This is a genomic window from Rhodococcus sp. IEGM 1302, from assembly GCF_030056935.1.
In the GTDB taxonomy this organism is placed as follows: Bacteria; Actinomycetota; Actinomycetes; order Mycobacteriales; family Mycobacteriaceae; genus Rhodococcus_F; species Rhodococcus_F qingshengii.
Map to the genome: position 1 here is coordinate 154182 of NZ_JASHKY010000010.1, position 23282 is coordinate 177463.

The window sequence follows — 23282 nt, forward strand, 5'->3', positions numbered from 1 at the left end:
GACTCGTCGACGGATCCGCCATCCGAGGACGCCCCTGACACGACGAGATCACGAAAAACCCTATTCAACAACTACTTTCGAATCAATGGCACTATTCGGTCGATAAAACTCTCCCCGATCCGAAGTCGCCCGAAAACATGCCGAACTCCCGCCAGGCAGGACCTGTGTCACCAACCAAACGAGCGCACGGTAAACATGAAGTACTAAGAGTGCGTTCCCTTACTCGTTAAGAGGTACTTGTTATGAATGGTGCGGCAGCCATCGGTGATGGCATATTCCAGATTCCTGTCCCGATCACGGACAATCCGCTCGGGCACACGCTCGTCTACGCCATGGAATCCCCCGGCGGACTGATCTTGGTCGACGCTGGTTGGGGTGACGAGAACGGCTGGCAGGGCCTCAACGCGGGGCTCGCCGAGATCGGGCATTCAGTGACCGACATCGAGGGCGTCGTGGTCACGCACTTCCATCCGGACCACACCGGACTGTGCGGACGGGTCCGCGAGGCGTCCGGCGCCTGGATCGCCATGCACGAGGACGACCACTACCTGTTCGATCAGATGGCCACTGCGCGTAACGAGGAGTGGATGGCGTACCAGCTCGACAACATGGAACGTGCCGGAGCGCCCGCAGCTGACCGTGATGCCTTCCGACTGGCTGCCGCGGGTGAGTCTCCGGTGGGCCCCGAGTCGGCTCCCGACCGCCTTCTCGCGGACGACGAGATCATCGCGCTCACCGGCCGCGGCCTCCGCGTTGTCTACACCCCCGGCCACACGCCTGGTCACGTCTGCTTCTACCTCGACGACGCCGACGTCATGTTCACTGGCGACCACGTCCTGCAGAAGACGACACCACACGTCGGCAACTTCGTGTACCCACTCGACGAGCGTGACGCCCTCGCCGATTTCCTCGACTCGCTCGCACGGGTGCAGAACATGAACATCACCCGCGGTCTCGGCGCTCACGGCATTCCGATCGACGACGTCGGAGGTCGCGCCGGTGAGCTGATCGAGCATCACCAGGAGCGACTCGATCACCTGCTCCAGGAGTTCGCCGACGACAAGCTCACCGTGTGGGACGTCGCGGCAAAGATGAAGTGGTACAAGCCGTGGGCCGAGATCTCCCCGATGGGAAAGACGATGGCGTTGTCCGAAGGTGCAGCTCACCTTCGCCATCTGGTTGCCCGAGAGCAGGTCTCTCAGGTTCCCGGCTCCGAGCCCGCGCTCTTCGCTCGCTCCGTCTGAAAGATCAGGGCCGACAAGCACTCCGCTCGTCGGCCCTGATCTCTATTCCGCTTCGGCCTGATCGACTATTCGGGTCGACGCCGATCGCGGGACCACCACCACCGGAACCGGTGAGTACCGCACGATCTTCGCTGCCCGACTGCCGAGGAACACCCGCGCCAGTGGACCTGCCTTGCTCGAGCCGACAGTCAGAACGTCACCTCGGTCCCACTCGACGCCCTCGAGCGCCTCGGCCCAGTTACGACCATGGCTGATAACCGATTCCATGACGTCGGGTATTTCGGGCAGTGCACGCACGCGCTCGAAGGCAGCGTTGGTCTCGCGCTCGACCACCTCGGCCCACTCAGAGATGATCGGTGAATCCCCCTCGGTCCCGAGCGTGGTCGTGTACTGCGCGTTCGCACGAACTGCAAACGCCGCCAGTCTGAGTCCGGCATCGACACGCGCAGCCACGGTCGCGGCGGCGAGCACCAGATCGTCTTGATCGGGTGTGCCCGAGTATGCGGCGGTGACGCGGCGAACCACCTCACCGGGCTTGGTTCGAAATCCCCTCGGCGCCAGGGCGACCGGAACGTCGGAGCTGTGCAGCAAGCGTGAGGTGACACTGCCGAGAGCCACGTGACCGAACACCCCGGCCGTAGACGAATCCAGGACGATCATCTTGGCTTCGTGCTCGTGAACGAGATCGAGCAGGCCACTCGACGTCGACTGAGCCTCATGCACGACATAGGTCACGTCGACGTCGGAGGGCATGTCTGCCCGCGCTTTCGCCAGTGCCGCTTCGGCTTCGGCTCGCAACTGCTGGTGGTATTCGGCGTCGACCCGCGCCATTCCGGGCGGTGGCGGCGAGGGAATCACCGCGCAGATCACCAACGGTTCACCGGACGAGCGCGCCAACAGCGTTGCCAGATGGACGGTTCCGGAACTGTCACCGTCGGGTGCGTATCCCGCGAGCAGCGTCATGAGTCGGACTCCGATCCCAATTCGGCGCGGTTCTTCGCACCGAGCCGCGAGTGCTTCATACCGTAGGCGAAGTACCAGATGATCGCGACGGTCACCCAGACGAGGAACACGTAGATCGTGACGGTTCGGAGGTCCTTGATGATCCACAGGCAACCCAGGATCGAGAGGATCGGCGTCACCGGATAGCCGGGAACTTTGAAGCTGCGCGGCAGGTCCGGGTCACTGCGCCGCAGGATGATGACCCCGATCGAGACCACAAGGAAGGCCACCAGGGTTCCGATACTGGTCATTTCGGCGAGGAAGTTGATGGGAATGAAACCGGCCAGAATGCTGATGACGACGCAGACGATAATGGTGTTGGGCACCGGCGTCAGAGTCCGCGGGTTCACCTTGTGGAAGATCGACGGAATCATGCCGTCGCGTGACATCGCGAACAGAATGCGGGTCTGACCGTATATGACCACGAGCGTGACGCTGCAGATCGAGATCACCGCACCGGCGGCCAGAAGTGTTCCCGGCCAGGTAGATCCGGTCACCTGTTCGAGGATGGCGGACAGCCCGGCTTCCTGACCTTCGAACGATGCGGAATCCTGTGCACCGATCGCCACGGCGACAACGGCGATGTAGATCGCAGTGACAGACACGAGCGCAATGAGGATCGCGAGAGGGAGATTGCGACGAGGGTTCTTCACTTCTTCGCCGGCGGTGGACACAGCGTCGAGGCCGATGTACGAGAAGAAGATGATTCCGGCGGCGGACATGACGCCGCTGAATCCGAACGGTGCGAAGTCGGCGAAGTGATTGCTGTTCCATCCGGCGATGCCGACCACGATGAAGAGCAGCAGAATTGCGAGTTTGATCGAGACCATGATGGCGTTGGCCTTGGCCGATTCACTGGCGCCGCGGATGAGCAGAACACCGCACAGGCACACCAGGATCACTGCGGGCAGATTGATGATGCCGCCCTGCTCCGGCGCTTGTGACAACGCGTCGGGAATCTGGAACCCGAAGAGGTTGCCCAGTAGCTGGTTCAAATATTGCGACCATCCGACGGACACCGCCGCGGCCGAGACTCCGTACTCGAGAAGCAGACACGCGCCGACGGCCATGGCCGGAAGCTCTCCGAGCGTCGCGTAAGCGTAGGAATACGACGAGCCCGACGCTGGGACAGCTCCGGCCAACTCCGCGTAACAGATCGCCGTGAGTCCCGCAACGATACCGGCAACAACGAAGGAGATGATCACTGCCGGACCGGCAACCGGGACCGCCTGCGAGAGGACGAAGAAAATACCGGTGCCGATCGTGGCGCCGATGCCGAACATGGACAACTGCGCCAAACCGATACTGCGGGTCAGCTCACCGCCGTTGGTATCTGCGCCGGTCTCCTGGTCTATCTGCAAAGCCGGCTTGCGCCGAAGTACGTGTTTGACGAGAGTAGCCATCGACGCTCCTCTAGAGTGCCTGGTAGGAAACTGTTGTATCCTCATACTGCACGTAAGTGTCCTGCGACACAACAGTTGGAGCAAAGTTGCCCAGCTCACGCCAACCGTCCGGTCTGAAATGCCCGGATCGTGAACCGCCTTCGGAGAAAACGGGGAGATCATGACCGGACCGACCATCACCGTCGACCTGCGTCGTATCGAACAGAATGCGCGCGTCCTCGTCGAAGCGTCCAATGCCAAGGGTATTGCGGTGGCGGGCGTCAGCAAATCTACATGTGGCTCCCCCAAGGTGGCGCGAGCAATGGTCCGCGGCGGCGTCGCACAGATCGCCGACTCCCGCCTGGACAACCTGGCCCGCATCCGCCGCGACGGCATCACCGTTCCCCTGATGCTGATCCGCGCACCGTCGTTGAACGAGATCGACGACACGATCCGCTACGCGGACATCAGCCTCAACTCGGAGTTGACGACGATTGTTGCTCTGGGCAGAGCAGCACGGGCGCGAGGAGTAATCCACGACATCGTGCTGATGATCGACCTCGGAGACCTCCGCGAAGGGATCCTGCCGGCGGAGGCGTTGGATGTAGTCGCCGAAATCCTTCCCATCGAGGGCATCAGACTGATCGGAATCGGCGCGAATCTCGCGTGCGTCGGCGGCATCCAGCCAACCGTCGACAACCTGTCGAATCTGGTCTACCTAGCCGACGAATTCACGAAGCGGTTCTCGATCGAACTGCCGATCGTTTCCGGCGGCAATACGTTCTCTCTGCCACTCCTCGAGACCGGAACGATGCCCGAGGGGATCAACCATCTGCGTTTGGGTGCCAGCATCGTTCTGGCCGAATCACCGACTCCCCCAGGACTGTACGAACTGCTGAACAACGACGCCTTCACTCTCACCGCGGACATCATCGAGGCCAAGATCAAGCCGTCGCGGCCGTATGGAGTCTCAGGGGAAGACGCATTCGGCCGACGCCCCGTCTTCGACAACGAGGACAAGCCGAGCCGACGCCTGATCTTGTCCATCGGCCGCGAAGACATCTCGCCGGAAGGCTTGACCCCGATCGATCCGCGCCTGAAAGTGATCAGCGCCAGCAGCGATCACCTCCTCGTCGACGCCGGAGAAACAGGTGACGAATACCGACTGGGTGGCACGGTCGACTTCACGATCGACTACGGCGCGCTCTTGATGGCAATGACATCGCCCTACGTCGAAAAGCGCTACGTTCTGGGCACCGAACCGATCGATGCCAATGCGACCGTCGAATTGATCGACCTCGAAACTACCGGCCTGGCAAGCCATCTCCTCGATCACGGTCTACGCGAGGACATGTCCGGAATCGGTTTCAACTGCATTCAAGCCGAGAACGCCGCCGCGGATCTCACAACGCTGCCGCTGTGGCTCACTACCGAGGCCTGGCAGAACACCAGAATTCCGATTGCCACCGAACCCGGAACCGATTTGGGTGCAATCATTTTCGCCTCCCACGGCGATATCGAACAACTGCTGTCGTCGGCGGCGGATCTGCACGGCCCCAGTTTGGAGAACACCGTCTTGGTGGGCGTCAAGAACGCCACGGTCGATCACAAGCGCGCACTCGACGAGTACGGGGTATTGCTGGTGACGATCGACGAGATCGATCGCCATGGCATGGCGGCCTTGATGCCTCGCGTTCTCGCTGCGGCGGGACAGGGTGTGAACGGCGTCCACGTCCACTTCGACCTGGACATCATCGACGGGCGTGTTCTCGGCGTCGACGACACGACACATCTGGGCGGCCTCACATTCCGAGAAGCGCACCTCGCCGCCGAATTCATCAGCGAGACCGGCCTGACGAGATCGATTTCGATCGGCAGCGTTGCGGGAGCGGATTCCGATCCTCTCGGCCGTCAGGCGACCTTCGTCGACGGACTGGTTGCATCGCTGCTCGGGCGCAAGGTGGTCAAAGCCTGACGTTGTCGGCAGCCCTTGCGAGAATCGTTCGATGATCACGCGGAGCTCCGGTCAGCACGTATTCATCGCACTCGGCACGCCGTGGCTCGATGCCGTGGTCGCGTTTCTCGAACCCCGTGCCCGTGTCGATCCCTGGATCATGCGCGGAAAGATGGCCATCGGCGACCTGTTGATCACTGTTCTCGACACCACTCCTCGCACGCTGCTCTGCATCGAGACCGTGGCTGCGCCGTTCGACGGCACGTCGCCGATTGAAGTCGATGAACGCCCGTACGAACTCCACGGTTTGCCCACCGTTCCCGAACTCGAACAACGATGGTCCATCACGTTTCCCACGGACCCGGGGCCGGTCGACGACGCACTGGCCGACCGGATTCTCACGGCCGGCCAGTCACACTATGCGCACTACTTCGGCGACATCGACACGCTGGATCCGACGTCCACAGCTGCCCACGCCCGAATGTTGATGAACGAGCGGGGAAACTGCACAGGTTGCCGCTCACCGCTGCCGTTGCGAATGTTCAACAGCGGCGATCGCCTTCACTTTCATTCCGCATCACGGATCTTCAGGCAGGCTGAACCTGGTGACGACTACCCAGCCGTCCTGTGCCGCAAGTGCACCGGAAGGATGGCCACGTCCGGGCACACCAACTTCATCGACTACATGCTGTCGAAGAATCCGTCGTGCCCACTCTGCGGTGCACACAGAACCGCTCAGTGTTCCCCGGGGATGCCGGTCCATCCATTCGATCACCTACCGTGGCTCGCCGGAACAGGCTGCGTCGTGGGACCGGACACCCCGGAATGGACGTGCCGAGCATGCAATCACTCATGGGGACAGATGTTCCCGCCGGATCACCCGCAGCACGACTGATCAGTTCGCGACAAAGCCGGGAAGCCGATCGATGTCCGCGATGATCGAATACTCCGCGGCGTCACCCTGGAGGATTCGACTCTGCTCGCCGTGGACGTCGACGGGGACGTCGCCGGCCAATGTCACACGGTGCACACTGCGGGCCTGAGTCCCGTAGTCGGCGATACCGTAATGCTGAGTCGCCTGGTTGTCCCAGATCGCCAGGTCGCCGGCCGACCAGTTCCATCGAACAGTGTTTTCCAACTTGATGATTCGTGCCTGCAGGATCTGGTAAAGAGCGACCGACTCTGACGGCTTGAGCCCGACGAACTCCTTGAAGAAGTGACCGAGCAGGAGGGTCTTCTCCCCCGTCGCCGGATGGATACGCACCACCGGGTGTTCGGTCTCGTAGATCTCACGGGTGAATTCGGCGTAGTAGGCCTGGCGCTGCGCGTCCACCGGATTCGCCTGATCGACAACCTCGGCATAGTCGTAGGCATTGGTGTGAACGGCCCGCAAATTCTCGACCAAGACTTTGAGCGAAGGCGGCAGTTGGTCGTACGCAGCGGTGGTCGACGCCCACGTGGTCGCTCCGCCGTACTCGGGAATGGTCGTCGCTCGCAGAATCGAGGCTTTCGGAATGCGGTCGACAAACGTCACGTCCGTGTGCCAGCTGTTGGCGGCACGGTCGAGCACCAACAGCTTGTCGCCCCTGGACTTCACCGTCGGATGCGGGGTGGTCTGGGTGCCGAGGGTTCCGGCGAATTCGTACTGCGACGTGTCGTCGAGATGCCGCTGCCCACGGAAGAACACAACCTTGTGCGCTGCCAGCGCATAGTTGATCGCGTAGGCGGTCTCTTCGGACAAGTCGCCGGAGAGATGGACGCCGTCGATGCGGGCGCCGATCAGCTCGCCTACTTTGTGGACGGTGATTCCGCCGGCAGCGTAGATCTGCTCCGGGGTCTGGGTGACACGTTCGAGTTCGGTGACGGACATGGCGATCTCCTGTGAGTCGGTCAAGCCTACGGGCGCGGCAGTCGTCATGGCGCTGCCTACTGTGAACACTCAATCATTTACGCTGCGGGCTCGAATACGGTTGAACTCGAGGTGATCTCAAAGTTCACCGCTCCCTCGCCGGAGAATATTGCCGCTCACTGGGACGAGGCCGTCGTCGTTGTCGTCATGAGCTGTAGCGTGCGATCTGCCGCACCCACGTCTACGGAGGACAGCATGCAACCCGAGGGCCCTGCCGAACAGATTCGTTCAACGCTCGCTCGCATCGCGCATCTTGCCGATACCGGCTCGGTCGAGGATTACGTGGAGCAGTTCACCCGCGAGGCCGAATGGAACATGCCGGCCAACCCCGATCGCGGTATCCCCGCACAGGTACGACGTGGCCGCGAAGAAATTGCTGCTGGAGTAGTCGAGCGTCGAGCCGCCGGCATACAAGGCCCGGGCACATTCACACGCCACGTCACCACGGCGATCGCCGTGGACGTGACCTCGGAAACGACAGCCCGCGCGGATGCGGTGTGGACGTTCTACGTCGACACAGCCACGTCGCCCGAACTCAGCGGCGTCGGGAGCTACGCGGACGAGTTCGAACTCGAAGACGGGCGGTGGCGACTGTCGCGACGAGTGATCTCGCGCGGCTGACGGTCAGTCTTCTTCGCCGGTGATCGCCTCACACCAGTCTTCGACCTGATCGATCCCCTCTTCCGTCCATTCCGGGCTCATGTCTTCGAGTGCATCGAAGACCACCTCGCAGGTCAGCATCTCTGGTGAACCCTCCGACCCCGCTGCCTCGGTTCGGCTCCGCAGACGCTGTCGCAACTGGGCCGGCGGCCAGCGCAACCGCCACCGCGCCTGTTCCGACCATCGCTTTCACACGCATCGGTTCTCCTCCTTCACTCTCGCTTCGGTCCTCGGGGTACCCGACTCGCCCCGCGCTACCCATCCCCGTCACTCATGTCCGACTTTCGGCGCCGACGGCATAGACTGAGCTCGTCGCCACCACGCTCTCGCAGCGTCGGGGGCGACAGATACACAGCTGGATCAGAATCGGAAGGCATCCCATTACAGAATCTCCCGCTCCGCACGACATCTACTTCGTACCCCCGGAGCAGGACAGCCCCAATCCTGTGGAGCCGGCGTCGGCCGCGTCACGCGCACGGATGGGCGAGCTACCCGAGACCGTCCGATTCAAGAATCGTTTTGCCCTCGCGATCACGACCACCACGCCGCTCGAGGCGATGGTCGAAGATCTCCTCTTCATCCGCGACATCCTCGACGCCGCAGGAATCGAGTATCTACTCGTCCGCGGAAACGACGAGCGCCCCGTGATCGCGGTGAGCTGGACCGAGCGCAAAAACCTGCGGCAGGCACTTGTCGAGGGATGCGCAAACGCACCCTTCTATTCCAAAACCGTCGACGCGAAGAAGAGCCCAGCGCTCCTTGTCGCGGACGGTGCCCTGTCGAAAACCAACAAGTCACGGATCTTCCGCTTGTTCCGTCCGAGGGTTCACGTCGCAAGCGGTATGAACTACGGCGCGAACATCGGCGTTCAAATCGAATTGTGGTCGATTTCCGACGAAGAAATCGTCCTACCCGTCGAGAACTCACTGACACGACGAACCGTCCTCCCCGAAGAAGCGGTCCGAGGAACCGTCGAGCGATTCGGCCGGATCTGGCCGACCATCGAGAACATGTTCGCCGATCATGCCTCCGATATCAGCTTCGATATCGATCTTGTCTTTTCCTGGGTCGACGGCTCTTCCAAAGAGTTTCAGGCTCAGCGCGCCAAGCGGATGCAGAACTACATCGTCGGCGAGGGGGACGAATCAGAGGCGCGTTTCCGTCAGATCGACGAGCTCAAGTACGCGCTACGGTCCATCCACATGTACGCGCCGTGGATCCGACGGATCTTCGTCGCAACCGATTCCGATCGTCCGGACTGGCTTGCGGACGATCCGCGAGTCACGTTCATGCCCAGCGAAAAGTTCTTCGCCGATCCAAGTGTGTTGCCCACCCATAATTCTCAAGCTGTCGAGTGCCAGCTGCACCATATTCCGGGTCTGGCGGAACATTTCCTCTACTCCAACGACGACATGTTCTTCGGTCGCCCCGTCGGCCCTGACATGTTCTTCTCCCCCGGCGGGATCAGCATGTTCATCGAGGCCGACACCAGAATCGGATTGGGACACAACGACAACGACCGCAGCGGGTTCGAGAATGCGGCCCGCGTCAACCGCCGTCTGCTACAGGACCGCTTCGGTCTGATGACCACCAGACATCTGGAGCACGCAGCGACGCCACTACGCAAGAGCGTGATGGCCGAGATGGAACGCGAGTTCGCCGAAGACTTCGCGGCCACTGCAGCAAGCACCTTTCGCGCGAGTTCCAATATCTCGGTGACCAATTCGCTGTACCACTACTACACGCTCATGAGTGGACGGTCGGTGGTGCAGAAGTCGGCAGCCGTCAAATACGTCGACACGACGGTCAAGGCCGGTTTGCGCGACATGGACTCACTGCTCGCCAAGCGCTCCATGGACTTCTTCTGCCTCAACGACGGCAGCGCTCCGGAGATAGATCTGGAACTTCGCACACGCAAGATCACGGAGTTTCTGGAGAGCTACTACCCCATCCCTGCTCCCTGGGAAGCCTAGACGAAACGAGGGCCCAGCCGATTTCGGCTGGGCCCTCGCCACTTCGGTCGATCAGCGTGCTGTCACGTGCTCCCGCTGCACCGGAATGGGCAGTCCGAGATTGTCACGCAACGTCGTTCCTTCGTAGTCACTGCGGAGGACACCTCGATCCTGCAACAGCGGCACCACGTCGTCGACGAACTCGTCGAGGCCGGTCGGCACGAGGTGCGACCCGAGGATGAATCCGTCCGAACCGTCGTTGCTGACAAACGAATCTATTTTCTCGGCAACCTGCTGCGGTGTACCCACGATCGGTCCACGCTCGAACTGATCGATCACCACTTCGCGCAGATTCAACTTCTTGCTCTCGGCGACCGTGCGCAGTTTTGCCACGGTCGCGAAACGATCCTGGTGAATGAAGGCGCGCCCCTGGATGATCGGCGGAGCTTCGGGGTCCGGAGCGATGTCGGGTAGTGGTCCTTCGGGGTCGTACTTCGACAGATCGAGATTCCAGATCTGTTCGAGCAGAACCAAAGCGGTCTGGCCGGTGACCTGCTGGTCGCGAATCTCTCGGTATTTCTCGATCGCATCTGCCTCCGAGGTGCCGAGAACAAAACTCGCCGACGGCAGGATCTTGATGTCACCCGGGTCACGTCCGGCCGCGACGGCACGTGCTTTGATATCGCGATAGAAATCGGCCGCCTCGGGCAACTGACCGTACGGTGAGAAGATCGCGTCGGAATTGCCAGCAGCAAAATCGCGCCCCTGCGGCGACACCCCGGCCTGCAGAATAACCGGGCGCCCTTGCGGACTGCGCGGCACCGTGAATCGGCCGTTCACGTCGAAATGTGATCCATGGAAAGCAAATTCACCGGCATCCGGTCGCGCGAGAAAGCGCCCTGATGCCTTGTCGGCCACGATGTCGTCATTGCGCCACGAATCCCAGAGTTGACGCACCAGCGCTACGGTCTCCTCCGCACGCTCGTATCGTTGCGCACGATCCAGGTATCCGCCGCGACGAAAGTTCTGGCCGGTGAATGCGTCGAACGAGGTGACGACGTTCCAGGCGGCACGTCCTCCGGACAACTGATCGAGCGTCGCAAATTGTCTTGCCAGCTCGTAAGGCTCGTTAAACGTGGCGTTGATGGTGCCTGCCAAACCGAGGTGTTCGGTCACTGCTGCCAACGATGCGAGCACGGTGAAGGTGTCCGGCCTACCGATGATGTCCTGATCGAAAATCTGTCCCGCACGCTCACGAAGGGCGAGGCCTTCGGCGAGGAAGAAGAAGTCGAACTTCCCACGCTCGGCGGTTCGAGCGGTGTGTTCGAAGGAATCGAACTCGATCTGGCTGCCCGCCTGCGGATCCCACCATGCAGTGTGATGGTTGACGCCGCCGAGGTAGGCACCCAGGATGACCTGCTTACGCTTCTGAGAACTCATGAAAATGTATTCCTCGTCTGTCAGGCGGCCGGAGTACCGGCGGCGTAGCGGTTGGGAACGTCGATGGGTAGGCCAAGCAGTCCGCGAAGATTCGTCTGCGGATACTCGGTGCGGAATACGCTGCGTCGCTGCAATTCAGGTACCAGCTCACCTGCGATCGCGTCGAGGTCGTCCACGACGACGCCCGGCCGCAACCGGAAGCCGTCGATTCCCAACTGCTGCCACCGGAGCAGAAGATCTGCCAACTCAGCCGCGGTGCCGGTGAAGGTCAGCGCGTCCGAACGGTATTCGGCGCCGGCCTGCGCGTCGAGGCGAGCGAGCCGTTCCTTTCCGGTTTCTTCCGGAGCATCGAAGAATACGACGATGTCGGTGAAGACCCGAAGCGGTTCGCCGGTGCGCTGCACGTGTTCTTCGGCTACTCGCACTTCACCCAGGATTGCCGTGACCTGCTCGTCGTCGAACGGCGTCACGAACACCAGATCGGCCGTCCGCGCCGCCAGCTCGTACGCGACCCGCTGATGAGCCAATGCGGTGACGACGGGATGCCCCTGCGGCGGGCGCGGAGTCACCGACGGTCCACGGACCGAGAGGTACTTTCCCTCGAAGTCGATGTAGTGCAGCTTGTCCCGGTCGATGAATCGGCGCTGCTCCACATCACGGATCTCGGCGTCGTCCTCCCAACTGTCCCAGAGTCTCCGGACGACGTCGGCTGCCTCCGCAGCTTCGTCGAACAGCGCGTGCACGAAGTCCGGGAGGACGCCTGAAACGATCGACTGACGGTCGGCATCGGAGAGCGCTGGGATGTCGCGGCGCCCGAACTGTGCTGCCTCGGATTCCGACGCCGACACCTTCACCTGCCACCCGGCGCGACCGCGCGAGGTGTAGTCCAGCGTGGCAACGGCTTTGGACACGTGGAACGGTTCGGTGTGAATGGTGGTGATGGTCGGGATCAACCCGATGTTGCTCGTGATCGGTGCCAGTCGGGCGGCCACGAGATGTGCGTCGAGCCGAGCGCGCACCCGGTCAACCGCGTCGTCGACAGGCTCGAGTGGGTTGGCCGGCACCGAGAGACTGTCCTCGATGGTGACGAAATCGAGCAGACCACGCTCGGCGGTCGTCACCACGTCAGTCCAATACGACGCGCTGAACAGCTCACTCGGGCGCGAGTGCGGCTCTCGCCAGGCTGCAGGGTGCCAACCGGCACCGTCCAGCGCTACGGCGAGATGCAGCGGAGCAAGATGAGAAGAAGGGGTCGAGGTCATCGGCGCATACTCCTGTTCGAGAACTACTCGGGAGCGCACAGTGCCGACCGCAGAAACCGTCAGCACCCGACTGACGGTTCTCGTGGCGACTGCCGCTTGCGATACGCACCGCGCGTATCGCCAGGTGTGATTCCGGGGCACCCCATCGGCATGAAGGGTTGCCGTCCAGCTAGCCGGTCCTTGTTGCTGGAGCTCTGCACCTACCTCGACGGTAGTGAGTACGCGACCGCCCGGCAATCGCCCAGAACTGCGCGGAGGTGCCGGAAACCGCCTGTCACCTCAGACGATCGAGCGTCCCGCCTTTTCGCTCTCGAGGATTCGAATACCGGCAGCGCTGAGCCTCCGGGCGCCCTCGGCCGAGTCGACGGGCTCACCGACCGTCACGTGCGCGCCGAGTGGAACGACCGAATGAACAATTGTCTCGTCGTACACGTGCACCAGGTTGCACCCCTGAGCCCCGTCGCGACCCCGCTGCCCACCGACCTCCACGTTCAAGTCCTGGGTGTAACACGTCGACGACGCCACGGAAACCGGAATGCCGGCGAACGTCGCCGTCGTCGAATAGTGCAGGTGCCCGGCAAGAATCGCCCGGACGTCGCTGCCACGCAAGACGTCTGCCAACCGGGACTGATCGCGCAACTCCACCAGAACCGCGAGATCCTGAATGCACGGAACCGGCGGATGATGCAGCGCCAGAATTGTTCCGTCGGGCGCCGGTACCGCCAATTCTGCGCGTAGCCAATCCAATTGGCCATCCGTGATCTCACCGTAGTGATGACCGGGAACCGACGAATCCAGGGTGATCACCCGCAGTCCGTCAAGGTCGTAGACGTTGTCGACGGGATGATCGGTGGCGTCCTCGCCCAACAGCAGAGATCTGAACGTAGGGCGGTCGTCGTGGTTGCCCATCGCCCAGACGACCTGCGCATCGATCTCGGCCGCCACGGGTTCCACGATGGCTTTCAGTTCCGCGTATGCGTCGGGGTGTCCCTGGTCGGTCAGGTCGCCGGTGAATATCAGTGCATCCGGGCGTGCGCCCGAGGCCACGATCCCGCTGAGAACTTCCCGCAATCTCGTCGACGCATCCACGGCGTCGTACAACTCCCCCTGAGCCACCAGATGCGTGTCACTGAGGTGCACCAGGAAATGCTTCGGACGCGGGTACTCGGCATTCCGAACGCTCATCGGTCTCTCGCTTCCGCTTGCCGACGCGTAGGCGCCGGTGCGGCACCTACTGATCGTCGAGACTAGTCAACCGACCAACAGTGACTGATCGGGGCACGCCCGACGAACACGAAGCGAACTCCCGCGGCGACCCTCGGGATCGAGTAGTTGAAGCTGCGAGTAGTGTGTGGACAGTGTTGTTCCTGACCAGTCGGCGTTACGTCGACCTTCGCCTGCAGGCGAGCGCAATGTGTACGCGCTCGCTCTGACCTGACGCGTACCAGGAAACATTTCTTCGAATCTGCCCGGCCTCTGGCGCCGCGCTGCGTTTCGCTCCCTTGATTTTCGAAAGGCATAGTCATGCCCAGCTCCACCTCCACCGGCGTGCCGGAAAAGTCCACGTCCCGTTTTCCGTCCTGGGCGACGGCATTCGGACCGCAGATCGTCGCCGGTCTCGTACTCGGCGTCATCATCGGTCTCGTCGCCCGGGCAATGCCTGATGCAGCCGACGGCAATGTCAACTGGTTGGTCGGCACCGTGCAGACCATCGGTTCGAGTTACGTCAAGCTGCTCACCGTTGCGGTGATCCCGCTGGTGTTCACCGCCATTGTCAGCTCCATCGCCAACCTGCGCCAGGTCGCCAACGCCGCTCGTCTGGCCGTGCAGACCTTGCTCTGGTTCGCGATCACCGCTTTCATCGCTGTGATCATCGGCATCATCGTCGGCCTGATCACCGATCCCGGTTCACGGACCGACGTCGCCGCCGAAGCCGCGAAGGAACCCAAGAGCTCCGGCTCGTGGTGGGCGTTCATCACCGGACTGGTTCCGAACAACTTCCTGGGGTTGGGTGCAAAGACTTCCGTCGCCGAAGGCGTGGCGACTACATCGCTGAGCTTCAACGTCCTGCAACTGCTCGTCATCGCCGGCGCAATCGGCATTGCTGCACTCAAGATCGGTCCCAAGGCTGCTCCGTTCCTCGAGTTCAACGCATCGCTTCTCGCGATCGTTCAGAAGGTCCTGTGGTGGATCATCCGACTCGCCCCGATCGGCACCGCTGCGCTGATCGCCAACGCTGTCGCCACCTACGGCTGGGATGCAATCGGCTCGCTGGGCGTCTTCACCGCCGCCATCTACATCGGTCTGGCCATTGTCTTCTTCGTGGTCTACCCCATCCTGATTGCCGCACACGGTCTCTCGGTTCGAAGCTTCTTCTCCGGTGTCTGGCCCGCAACTCAGCTCGGGTTCGTCTCGCGCTCGTCGATCGGCACCCTGCCGCTGACCGAACGCGTCACCGAACGCAACCTCGGTGTTCCGCGTGAGTACGCCTCGTTCGCCGTTCCGCTCGGTGCCACCACGAAGATGGACGGTTGCGCCGCAATCTATCCCGCGATCGCGGCAATCTTCGTCGCCGGCTTCTACGACGTTCCGCTGACCTTCACCGATTACCTGCTGATCGTCGTCGTTTCGGTCATCGGCTCGGCAGCAACGGCCGGAACTACGGGTGCGACAGTCATGCTCACACTCACACTCTCCACCCTGGGTCTTCCCTTGGCCGGCGTCGGACTGCTCCTCGCAGTCGAACCGATCGTCGACATGGGCCGCACCGCAGTCAACGTCACTGGCCAGGCACTGGTCCCGGTCATCGTCGCAAAGCGTGAGGGAATCCTCGACAAGGAGCGCTTCGACGCTCCCCGCAACGGTGATCCCTTCGCCGAGGAACTTGTCGACGCGTAATCCTCGATGACAACAGCAGCTTCCCCGCACCTGAGCAATACGGTGCGGGGACGCTGCTTTTCACCCCAGATTTCACCCTTACCGAAATAAACCATTTGGTCGTTATGACCAGTATGCTCAGCCGGCACAGCCCTCCGAAGTGGAAGGGCTGCCCAGTTGAACACGAGGTCACATGAAGCTCCGCCGTCTGGCATTCAGCGTCGCAGGTTGCGCCGCAATCACTCTGGTTGCCGCGCCCGCCGCTCAGGCATCCACGATTTTCGATTTCCTACCGATCGAGATCGCACGCATGATTCCGACTGGCTCTGCCGACGCAGTCCAGCCGTTCCTTCCCCCGGTCTTCGCACCGCCGGCGCCGCCCGCTCCGCAAGCGCCCCAGAACCAGCCGGCGCCGCAGAACACTCCCGCACCAGCGCGGTACTACCAGAACTGCACAGCCGTTCGTAATGCCGGCGCAGCTCCGTTGTACCGGGGCCAGAACGGATACGCCCCGCATCTCGACCGCGACAACGACGGCATCGCCTGCGAGTGATCCAACGCTCGGGTTGTGGTGCATCCACAACCCGAGCACTGTTGTCGAACCGTCAGACGCCCAATGCCCGGGACAGAGTCGGCCACGCCTTCGGCAGTCGTTCACGCCAATACGCCCACGCGTGCGTGCCGTTCGGCTCGTAATCCACCTGCGCCGGAATCTTCAGCTCCTGCAACCGAGCGTCGAACATCTTGGTGCAGGCGTGGGCGGCAACCTCGATGCCGCCGCCGATCACCAGACGCTCGAGCAGTTCAGGAGTCTGCAGAGTCTCGTCGGACCCGGGACGACCATTGGCCGTCGACACGTAGATTTCCTTGCCACGCAACTTCTCTGCGTTGATCAACGAATCGTGTGCCTCCCACTCCGGGCCCCCTGGCACACCCCAGATGTTGGCCGGATCTCCGCTTCGAGAAGAAATCGTGGCCTGGACGGCAGTTCGGCCGAGCGGATCCATCGTGGAATAACAGCCGCTGAACACGGCAACGCCGCGATACATGTCCGGAAAGCGTTGGGCGAGCATCATTGCACCCATCGCGCCCATGGAATTGCCGGCAATCGCGTTGATTCCGTTGGTCTCGAGTCGCGCGTCGATCAGCGGTGGCAACTCCTCGGTGATGAAGGTTTCCCACTTGTGCAGTCCCAGCCGCGGATCCGGATTCTCCCAGTCCGAGTACAGGCTCGCGATTCCGCCATTAAGCATCACGACGTTGACGTTCTTGTCGGCGAAGAACGCCGGGGCGCCGCCGATCGTCATCCATCCGCTGCTCTTCTCTCCGGCGTCGACGCCCTCGAGCATGTACAGCGCCGGGCGCGGAACCGAATTGTCCGCGGGTAGCAAGATCTCGACGCCGACCTCGCGTCGAAGTGCGGGCGACGCCACCGTCAGCCTGATCGCCTGTGGTGCGGTCACCTTCTCGCCGACGATGGCCGGGACGACGATGTCGTCGCGCAGGTCCGGTTTGGGGCCCGGATCCTCCTGAAGTGGTCCCGGGATCGTCGACCCCGAGCTCACGCTTCCCTCGACGCTGCCCAGACTTCCCGAGCTTCCCGAACTACCCGAGCTTCCGGAACTCGGCGCTGCCGTCGACAGTCCGCCCAATTGCAAAGAAAGTGCACAGACGGCCAAACACACCGCACCTGTGCGCGCAGATCGAATCCACGCACGCCGCTCAGTCCTCATGAAACTCCCAAACCAGTCAAAGATGTTTCCGTGAACATACCGTGCAGTTCGGACTTTCTTGGACAAACGACCACGACAAGATCTGTCGGTCGCCGCTACTAGGCTGGCCCCCGTGCAACCGGATTCAGTCAGGGCCCTCGACCTCGACCGAATTCGCGCTGTCGTGGGCACAACCACCTACGAACGCGGACTTGTCTACCTGGGGGAGAATGCAGTCGAATCCATCGGATGGAACGACACCGCTGACATCTTGACCGGCGCTGTATCGGGAACTGCGCGAGAGCCGTACACCTGCACGATTTCGGTAAGTCGCAGCGCGGCCGGTACAGCAACGTTCACGCGTGGCCTCTGCACGTGTCCCGTGCGGATGAACTGCAAGCACGTAGTCGCGTTGGTGCTCGCAGCGGTTGCGGAGGCGAACAAGACTCCACAACACCTCGGATGGGACAGCTCGCTCGAGGAGTTGCTCCGACCAGACCTGGCCGGCCGCACTACACGTGGACTTGGCATTCAATTCACCACCCGAACCAAGGGCGCATCGACAAGGCTCATCATCAAACCCGTACAACCAGGAGCGAGAGGGTGGATCTCCGGCGGGCTCGCCTGGAACAAACTCGGAAGCACTTTTCAGTTCCCCGCAGATCACCTCCGGGTTCTACGCGACATACATCTCCTCCACAGCGCCGGCAACTACTACCGAAATCAAAATGCCGCGGAAATCGATCTTGCCGGGTTCGCGAGCCCGCAACTCTGGTCGCTTCTTCGTGAGGCCATCAGCGTCGGCGTTTCACTCGTTCACTCGAAAGCCGGCCTCAGCAACATCTCCCTACTCTACGACGCCAACATCTGCCTCGACGTCCACGGAGCGGAAAACAACAACCTCCGTCTCACTCCCCGAATTCAGACCGATGGGCACATCGTGACTCATTCCGACTGGGGACTGGTCGGCACGCCGGCACATGGCGTCTTCGCGCTCGACGCCGCCAACGCGATCACTCTCGCACCACTGCACACGCCGATAACTCACCAATTGAGGCAGTTGATCGACTCCGGAAAATCGGTCGACATACCCGCCGAGCATCGGGATGCATTCACGTCGCGGTTCGTGTTCAAACTCGGAAACCTCGCTCCCGTCATATCTTCCGACGGTGCTTACAACCCACCGACTGTGTCCGGTCCTCGGCTACAACTGATGGCCACTTACGCGGACAACCACCGCATCGACATCGAATCGGCATGGAAGTACACAGTCGATGCCGACGAACTGATCATTTCTACCGCGGACACAACCACCGACGAGTCCGAGATCCGCAACCACGTTGCCGAAGATGCCATTGCCAAGAGCCTCGGTGCTGCCGCGGCGAAGGCCACTCTCGCGGGAACTTTGACCGGCCTCGATTCCATGCAGTTCACACTCGACCTCCTGCCCCAACTCGAAGCGCACGACGCCATCGACCTCACGGTTGCAGGAACCCCCGCCGACTACCGGCCTGCAGACGACGCTGTCGTGATCGGCCTCAGCACATCAGCCCCCGACGGGGACAGCGGATCCGACTGGTTCGACCTCGATATCACCGTCGATGTTGCGGGACAAAGCGTTCCGTTCACAACACTGTTCTCTGCTCTGAGCAAGGGCGAGACTCACATACTGCTACCGGACGGCGCCTTCTTTCGGCTCGACGCACCTGAACTACTCGGCCTGCACCGTCTCATCACCGAAGCGCGGTCGCTACTCGATCGGCCTACCGGCAAACTCGGGATCAGCAAATTTCAGGCCGGACTGTGGGAAGAATTGACGGCGCTCGGAAGGGTCGAACATCAAGCAGCAGCTTGGAAGAAGCAGATCGCAGGATTGCTCGGCAGTTCGGGCATCGATCCCGTCGAAGTCCCGGACACGTTGACGGCAACGCTACGCCCCTATCAGGTCGACGGATTCCGTTGGCTCAATTTCCTCCGACTGCACAACTTGGGCGGCATACTCGCCGACGACATGGGCCTGGGCAAGACCCTGCAGACCCTCGCAATGATCTGCGCTGCAAGGCAATCGAATCCGGCCGCGCCTCCCTTTCTGATCGTCGCTCCCACCAGCGTGGTCTCCAACTGGAAGTCCGAAGTGGCGAAGTTCGCACCGACCCTCCACACCGCTGTCATCACGGATACTCTGCGGCGCAGAAGAACCGACCTGGCAACACTCGTCGACGGGGCGGATATCGTCGTGACGTCGTACGCTCTCTTTCGCCTCGACACCGATGCGTATTCCGCCGGCCGCTGGTCCGGACTGGTGCTCGACGAAGCCCAATTCGCCAAGAACCACAAGTCCAAGGTCCACCAGTGCGCGAGGGCGGTGAACGCACCGTTCAAACTCGCGATCACCGGTACACCCATGGAAAACAATCTCATGGAGTTGTGGTCGCTCCTCGCAATCACTGCACCAGGACTGTTTCCCAGCCCCACGACCTTCACCGACGTCTACCGCACTCCCATCGAAAAAGACGGTAATGCAGAACGATTGGCGCAACTGCGACGACGCGTCAAACCGCTGATGGTGCGGCGCACCAAGGAACAGGTGGCTGCAGACTTGCCGCCCAAGCAGGAGCAGGTACTCGAGATCGAGTTGCATCCGAGCCATCGCGCGATCTACGACACCCACCTGCAACGCGAACGGCAGAAGATTCTCGGACTGCTCGACGACGTCGACAAGAACCGATTCACGATCCTGCAATCGCTGACGCTGCTACGCCAACTCAGTCTCGACGTCTCGCTGGTCGACGAGGAAAGCGGACCCGTCCCATCGGCCAAGGTCGAGGCTCTCGTCGAGCAATTGGACGACGTCATTGCCGGCGGACACCGTGCGTTGATCTTCAGCCAATTCACCGGGTTCCTCGGTTCTGTCCGCAACCGACTCGACGAGGGAAGAATTCCGTACAGCTATCTCGACGGTTCGACGCGCAATCGCGGTGAAGTGTTGGAGGAGTTCAAGTCTGGTGCAGTCCCCGTCTTCCTGATCAGCCTCAAGGCTGGTGGCTTCGGCCTCAATCTCACCGAGGCCGACTACTGCTTCATTCTCGACCCCTGGTGGAACCCGGCCGCCGAGGCACAAGCGGTCGACCGTACTCACCGCATCGGGCAGACACGAAACGTCATGGTCTACCGCCTCATTGCCAAAGACACCATCGAAGAGAAGGTCATGGCGCTCAAAGCCAAGAAGTCGGCATTGTTCTCGAATGTCATGGACGCCGAAGGCACACTGGGCACCGGACTCGACGCCGAGGATCTTCGCGCGCTGTTCGAGTGAGGTGCCTATTCGGTCGAACCGCACCTACCCGCTCACGGTAATGTGAGTCGCGAACGGACAACACAGAACTCCCGAACGAAGAAATCCACTTCGTTCGAACGAGAGGAACCTGAATGGGCGTCACACTTGCCAAGGGCGGCAACGTATCTCTGTCGAAGGCCGCACCCAATCTGACCAAGGTCGCAGTCGGTCTCGGCTGGGATGCACGCAGCACCAGTGGTGCCGACTTCGACCTCGACGCCAGCGCGTTGGTCACCGGCCCGGAACGCAAGGTCCTTTCCGACCTTCACTTCGTCTTCTACAACAACCTTCGCTCGCCCGACGGATCCATCGAGCACACCGGCGACAACCTCACCGGTGAAGGTGACGGCGACGACGAGGTCATCAACGTCGACCTCCCGGCTGTACCGCCCAACGTCACCAACATCTTCTTCCCCGTCTCGATTCACGACGCCGATGCGCGACTCCAGTCCTTCGGACAGGTCACCAACGCCTACATCCGCGTCGTAGATCTGTCGAACGGCTCCGAACTGGCACGCTACGACCTCTCCGAAGATGCATCCACCGAGACAGCCATGCTTTTCGGTGAGCTCTACCGCCACAATGGCGAATGGAAGTTCCGTGCAGTCGGACAGGGATACGCATCCGGACTCGCCGGAATCGCCCGCGACTACGGCGTGAACATCTGATCTCTATCGGTACACGAAACGGGGTTCGATTCGGCATTGCCGGATCGAACCCCGTTTCGGTTGTCTGCGTCGACGCGCGAGTTAACGCCGCAAGATCGCCCTCGCGAGGTGAACAGCCCAGGGCGAGTCCGCTTTGCTGCCGAACTTCCCCAGCTCGTACCCCGTAGCGCCGATCAATCCGAGCACCTCTACGGTGCTCCCGGACGTATCACGTCTGGAAGTCTGAGCTCCAGCCATCAGGATGCTCGACGACCGAATCGACTCCAGCGCTCCCGCGACGAAACGATGACGATCCGCCGGGGACATGCCGGCGGCTACGGCAAGGAGGACGAGGAGTTCCACCGCTCTCTGCGAGCCGCCGGGCGCAACCGGAACTCCCTCGACGATCACCGACCACGTCATTGACGCGTCCCGCTCTGCCGACTGTCCCCGCTTCGTCAGAACAATCTGCCCTTTGTGCTTTCGCACCAGGCCGAACTTCTTGAGCACTGCGAAGAGTGATCGCCCTTGGGGAAGGTTTACAGGTCCCAGTTCAGGTTCGTCGAGCATCGCGTCGACCGTCGTGAAGAAATCATCGGCACCGATCCCTTCGACACCGATCAGAGCCAGAACCGCTTGAATGCGTTGGCCCGCCTCGACGTGGACCAACTCCCCGATTGCCGACTGATCGTCAATGCCTGCTCGGGCGAGGACCGCATGCAGTTCCGGGACTCGCGAGGGTCCCAGGCATTCGACGAGCTTCGCAATGTCGTACGACGCAGCGATCTCGTCCGGTCTAGGACTATGCAGTCGATTATTGACCTCAGCGATCTCGAATCGTGTCGGCTCGAAATCAGTTTGTGGCCATTCGAGGGTCCATTCATGGGAGCGCAGCTTCTCCGAAGCGAGAACACCGAGGAGTTGCTCGTACTCGTCAGGTCCGACGCATTCCTCCGGCGGACAAGCACCGCGACCCGCGGCACACACAACTTGGAACCCTTCGGGCAGTACTTCGGAAGATTCAAGTGTCAGCGTGTGGCGCCAGTTCCCGAAGCGTCCGTAGCGATAACTGATTTCATCGCCAGGCGAGACCATGACCTCGTCCAGGCGTACCGCGGACTCTACGATCGCCGCTCGGCCGGCCCGACGCTGCTCGGCGTTGCTCCCGGAAGCTACGTACTCTTCGACCTCGCCGGGAAATCGGCTGCCGGACTTGGACCACGCGTGCGATTGACGGTCACTCCACCCCATTGCCCGTTGAACCACCGAATGCAGGTCATCCAGATTCAGATCCGACGCGACGAGGATTCGTCGCCAGATCTGAGTGGAAACATTGTCGACACTGATACGTATCGCGTATTGCGCCGGTACCGCGCGTCTCTTCGAACGCAACGATCGCGCAATCTGAATGCCCCCACGCCCTCCGCCAGCTTCTAGTACAAACCTTTGCAGTTCTTCAGGCTCCGTCGGAACGAGTCGCAAATGCGACACCCTCGAGCTGCTCAACCCCACCATGAGACTCAGCCTAGGCCAAAGTGCTAGGGACGAAGGCACAAAATCGGAGAGTACTTCGGACTTATGAGACGGTTCACAATCTATACCTTGGCTAACAAGTCGCTACGTGCGTCGGCGACGGCATCGTCCTCGCCCAATTCCTGCCCTGATGGAGTGAACGTACCGTTCCCCTCGTTGAGGAGGGTGAGAGTGCCGTTCACTCCATGCCGGGGTGCCGGCGGCGTGCCCGCCCCTGATGGTGTGAACGGTACGTTGGGTCGATCTGAGGCGACGAACGTACCGTTCGCTCGAAGTCGGGGGTGCCGGCGGCGGTGCTTTCGGGTGTTGGCGGGGTGGGGTGTTTTGGGTACGAGAAAGCCCCCCAACCAGTACTGGTTGGGGGGCTTCTC

17 protein-coding genes and 1 riboswitch are annotated in these 23282 nt (G+C 61.7%); of the genes, 9 read left to right on the top strand and 8 right to left on the bottom strand.

Going from position 1 to position 23282, the window contains the following annotated elements; translation table 11 throughout:
- Positions 1–242: 242 nt before the first annotated feature.
- Complete coding sequence (locus QM609_RS16730) at positions 243–1244, top strand: MBL fold metallo-hydrolase (RefSeq protein WP_050655378.1); 1002 nt, start codon at positions 243–245, stop codon at positions 1242–1244.
- A 42-nt stretch (positions 1245–1286) separates the two neighbouring features.
- Here QM609_RS16730 and QM609_RS16735 read toward each other — a convergent pair whose 3' ends face one another.
- The gene (locus tag QM609_RS16735; protein WP_003940649.1) at positions 1287–2207 is read right to left on the bottom strand and encodes a universal stress protein; all 921 of its coding nucleotides are present in this window, start codon (positions 2205–2207) and stop codon (positions 1287–1289) included.
- Positions 2204–3649 carry an amino acid permease gene (locus QM609_RS16740; protein ID WP_047889245.1) on the bottom strand — a complete coding sequence of 482 codons (1446 nt, stop codon included), beginning with the start codon at positions 3647–3649 and terminating at the stop codon, positions 2204–2206. The genes QM609_RS16735 and QM609_RS16740 overlap by 4 nt, the downstream gene beginning before the upstream one ends.
- 160 nt (positions 3650–3809) lie before the next feature.
- Between QM609_RS16740 and QM609_RS16745 the strand changes: the two genes are divergently transcribed.
- Positions 3810–5603, top strand: coding sequence for an alanine racemase (locus tag QM609_RS16745; protein WP_050655379.1), 1794 nt, complete (start codon positions 3810–3812; stop codon positions 5601–5603).
- Positions 5604–5634: 31 nt separating this feature from the next.
- On the top strand, positions 5635–6477 hold the full coding sequence (locus tag QM609_RS16750; RefSeq protein ID WP_050655380.1) for a hypothetical protein: 843 nt from the start codon (positions 5635–5637) through the stop codon (positions 6475–6477).
- On the opposite strand, the gene QM609_RS16755 is transcribed toward QM609_RS16750, so the two are convergent.
- Positions 6478–7452 carry a TauD/TfdA dioxygenase family protein gene (locus tag QM609_RS16755; RefSeq protein ID WP_050655389.1) on the bottom strand — a complete coding sequence of 325 codons (975 nt, stop codon included), beginning with the start codon at positions 7450–7452 and terminating at the stop codon, positions 6478–6480.
- A 111-nt stretch (positions 7453–7563) separates the two neighbouring features.
- Here QM609_RS16755 and QM609_RS16760 point away from each other — a divergent pair, with 111 nt between their 5' ends.
- Together QM609_RS16760 and QM609_RS16765 are read left to right on the top strand one after the other, a co-directional pair.
- Complete coding sequence (locus tag QM609_RS16760) at positions 7564–8112, top strand: nuclear transport factor 2 family protein (protein WP_228232744.1); 549 nt, start codon at positions 7564–7566, stop codon at positions 8110–8112.
- A gap of 518 nt (positions 8113–8630) precedes the next feature.
- Positions 8631–10124, top strand: coding sequence for a stealth family protein (locus tag QM609_RS16765; protein ID WP_020970156.1), 1494 nt, complete (start codon positions 8631–8633; stop codon positions 10122–10124).
- Between the two features lie 51 nt (positions 10125–10175).
- On the opposite strand, the gene QM609_RS16770 is transcribed toward QM609_RS16765, so the two are convergent.
- From QM609_RS16770 to QM609_RS16780, 3 genes are all read right to left on the bottom strand, one after another.
- Positions 10176–11543, bottom strand: coding sequence for an NtaA/DmoA family FMN-dependent monooxygenase (locus QM609_RS16770; protein WP_283337315.1), 1368 nt, complete (start codon positions 11541–11543; stop codon positions 10176–10178).
- A 20-nt stretch (positions 11544–11563) separates the two neighbouring features.
- Positions 11564–12805 (bottom strand): LLM class flavin-dependent oxidoreductase, encoded by a 1242-nt coding sequence (locus QM609_RS16775; protein ID WP_076949073.1) that lies wholly within the window; start codon positions 12803–12805, stop codon positions 11564–11566.
- Positions 12806–12892: 87 nt separating this feature from the next.
- A riboswitch (SAM riboswitch) is annotated at positions 12893–13006 on the bottom strand.
- A gap of 78 nt (positions 13007–13084) precedes the next feature.
- On the bottom strand, positions 13085–13990 hold the full coding sequence (locus tag QM609_RS16780; RefSeq protein WP_050655383.1) for a phosphodiesterase: 906 nt from the start codon (positions 13988–13990) through the stop codon (positions 13085–13087).
- A gap of 339 nt (positions 13991–14329) precedes the next feature.
- Here QM609_RS16780 and QM609_RS16785 point away from each other — a divergent pair, with 339 nt between their 5' ends.
- Positions 14330–15703 (top strand): dicarboxylate/amino acid:cation symporter, encoded by a 1374-nt coding sequence (locus QM609_RS16785; RefSeq protein WP_003940669.1) that lies wholly within the window; start codon positions 14330–14332, stop codon positions 15701–15703.
- A 172-nt stretch (positions 15704–15875) separates the two neighbouring features.
- Entirely contained in the window at positions 15876–16235 is a 360-nt protein-coding gene (locus tag QM609_RS16790) for an excalibur calcium-binding domain-containing protein (protein ID WP_050655384.1), read from the top strand.
- A 52-nt stretch (positions 16236–16287) separates the two neighbouring features.
- On the opposite strand, the gene QM609_RS16795 is transcribed toward QM609_RS16790, so the two are convergent.
- Entirely contained in the window at positions 16288–17415 is a 1128-nt protein-coding gene (locus QM609_RS16795) for an alpha/beta hydrolase (RefSeq protein WP_031333643.1), read from the bottom strand.
- A gap of 112 nt (positions 17416–17527) precedes the next feature.
- On the opposite strand from QM609_RS16795, the gene QM609_RS16800 reads away from it, so the two are divergent.
- Both QM609_RS16800 and QM609_RS16805 read left to right on the top strand, forming a co-directional pair.
- The gene (locus tag QM609_RS16800; RefSeq protein WP_050655385.1) at positions 17528–20710 is read left to right on the top strand and encodes a DEAD/DEAH box helicase; all 3183 of its coding nucleotides are present in this window, start codon (positions 17528–17530) and stop codon (positions 20708–20710) included.
- Positions 20711–20823: 113 nt separating this feature from the next.
- Positions 20824–21399, top strand: a complete 576-nt coding sequence (locus QM609_RS16805) for a TerD family protein (protein ID WP_003940660.1) — start codon at positions 20824–20826, stop codon at positions 21397–21399.
- Positions 21400–21480: 81 nt separating this feature from the next.
- On the opposite strand, the gene QM609_RS16810 is transcribed toward QM609_RS16805, so the two are convergent.
- Positions 21481–22770, bottom strand: coding sequence for a plasmid pRiA4b ORF-3 family protein (locus QM609_RS16810; protein ID WP_228232745.1), 1290 nt, complete (start codon positions 22768–22770; stop codon positions 21481–21483).
- Between the last annotated feature and the right edge of the window lie 512 nt (positions 22771–23282).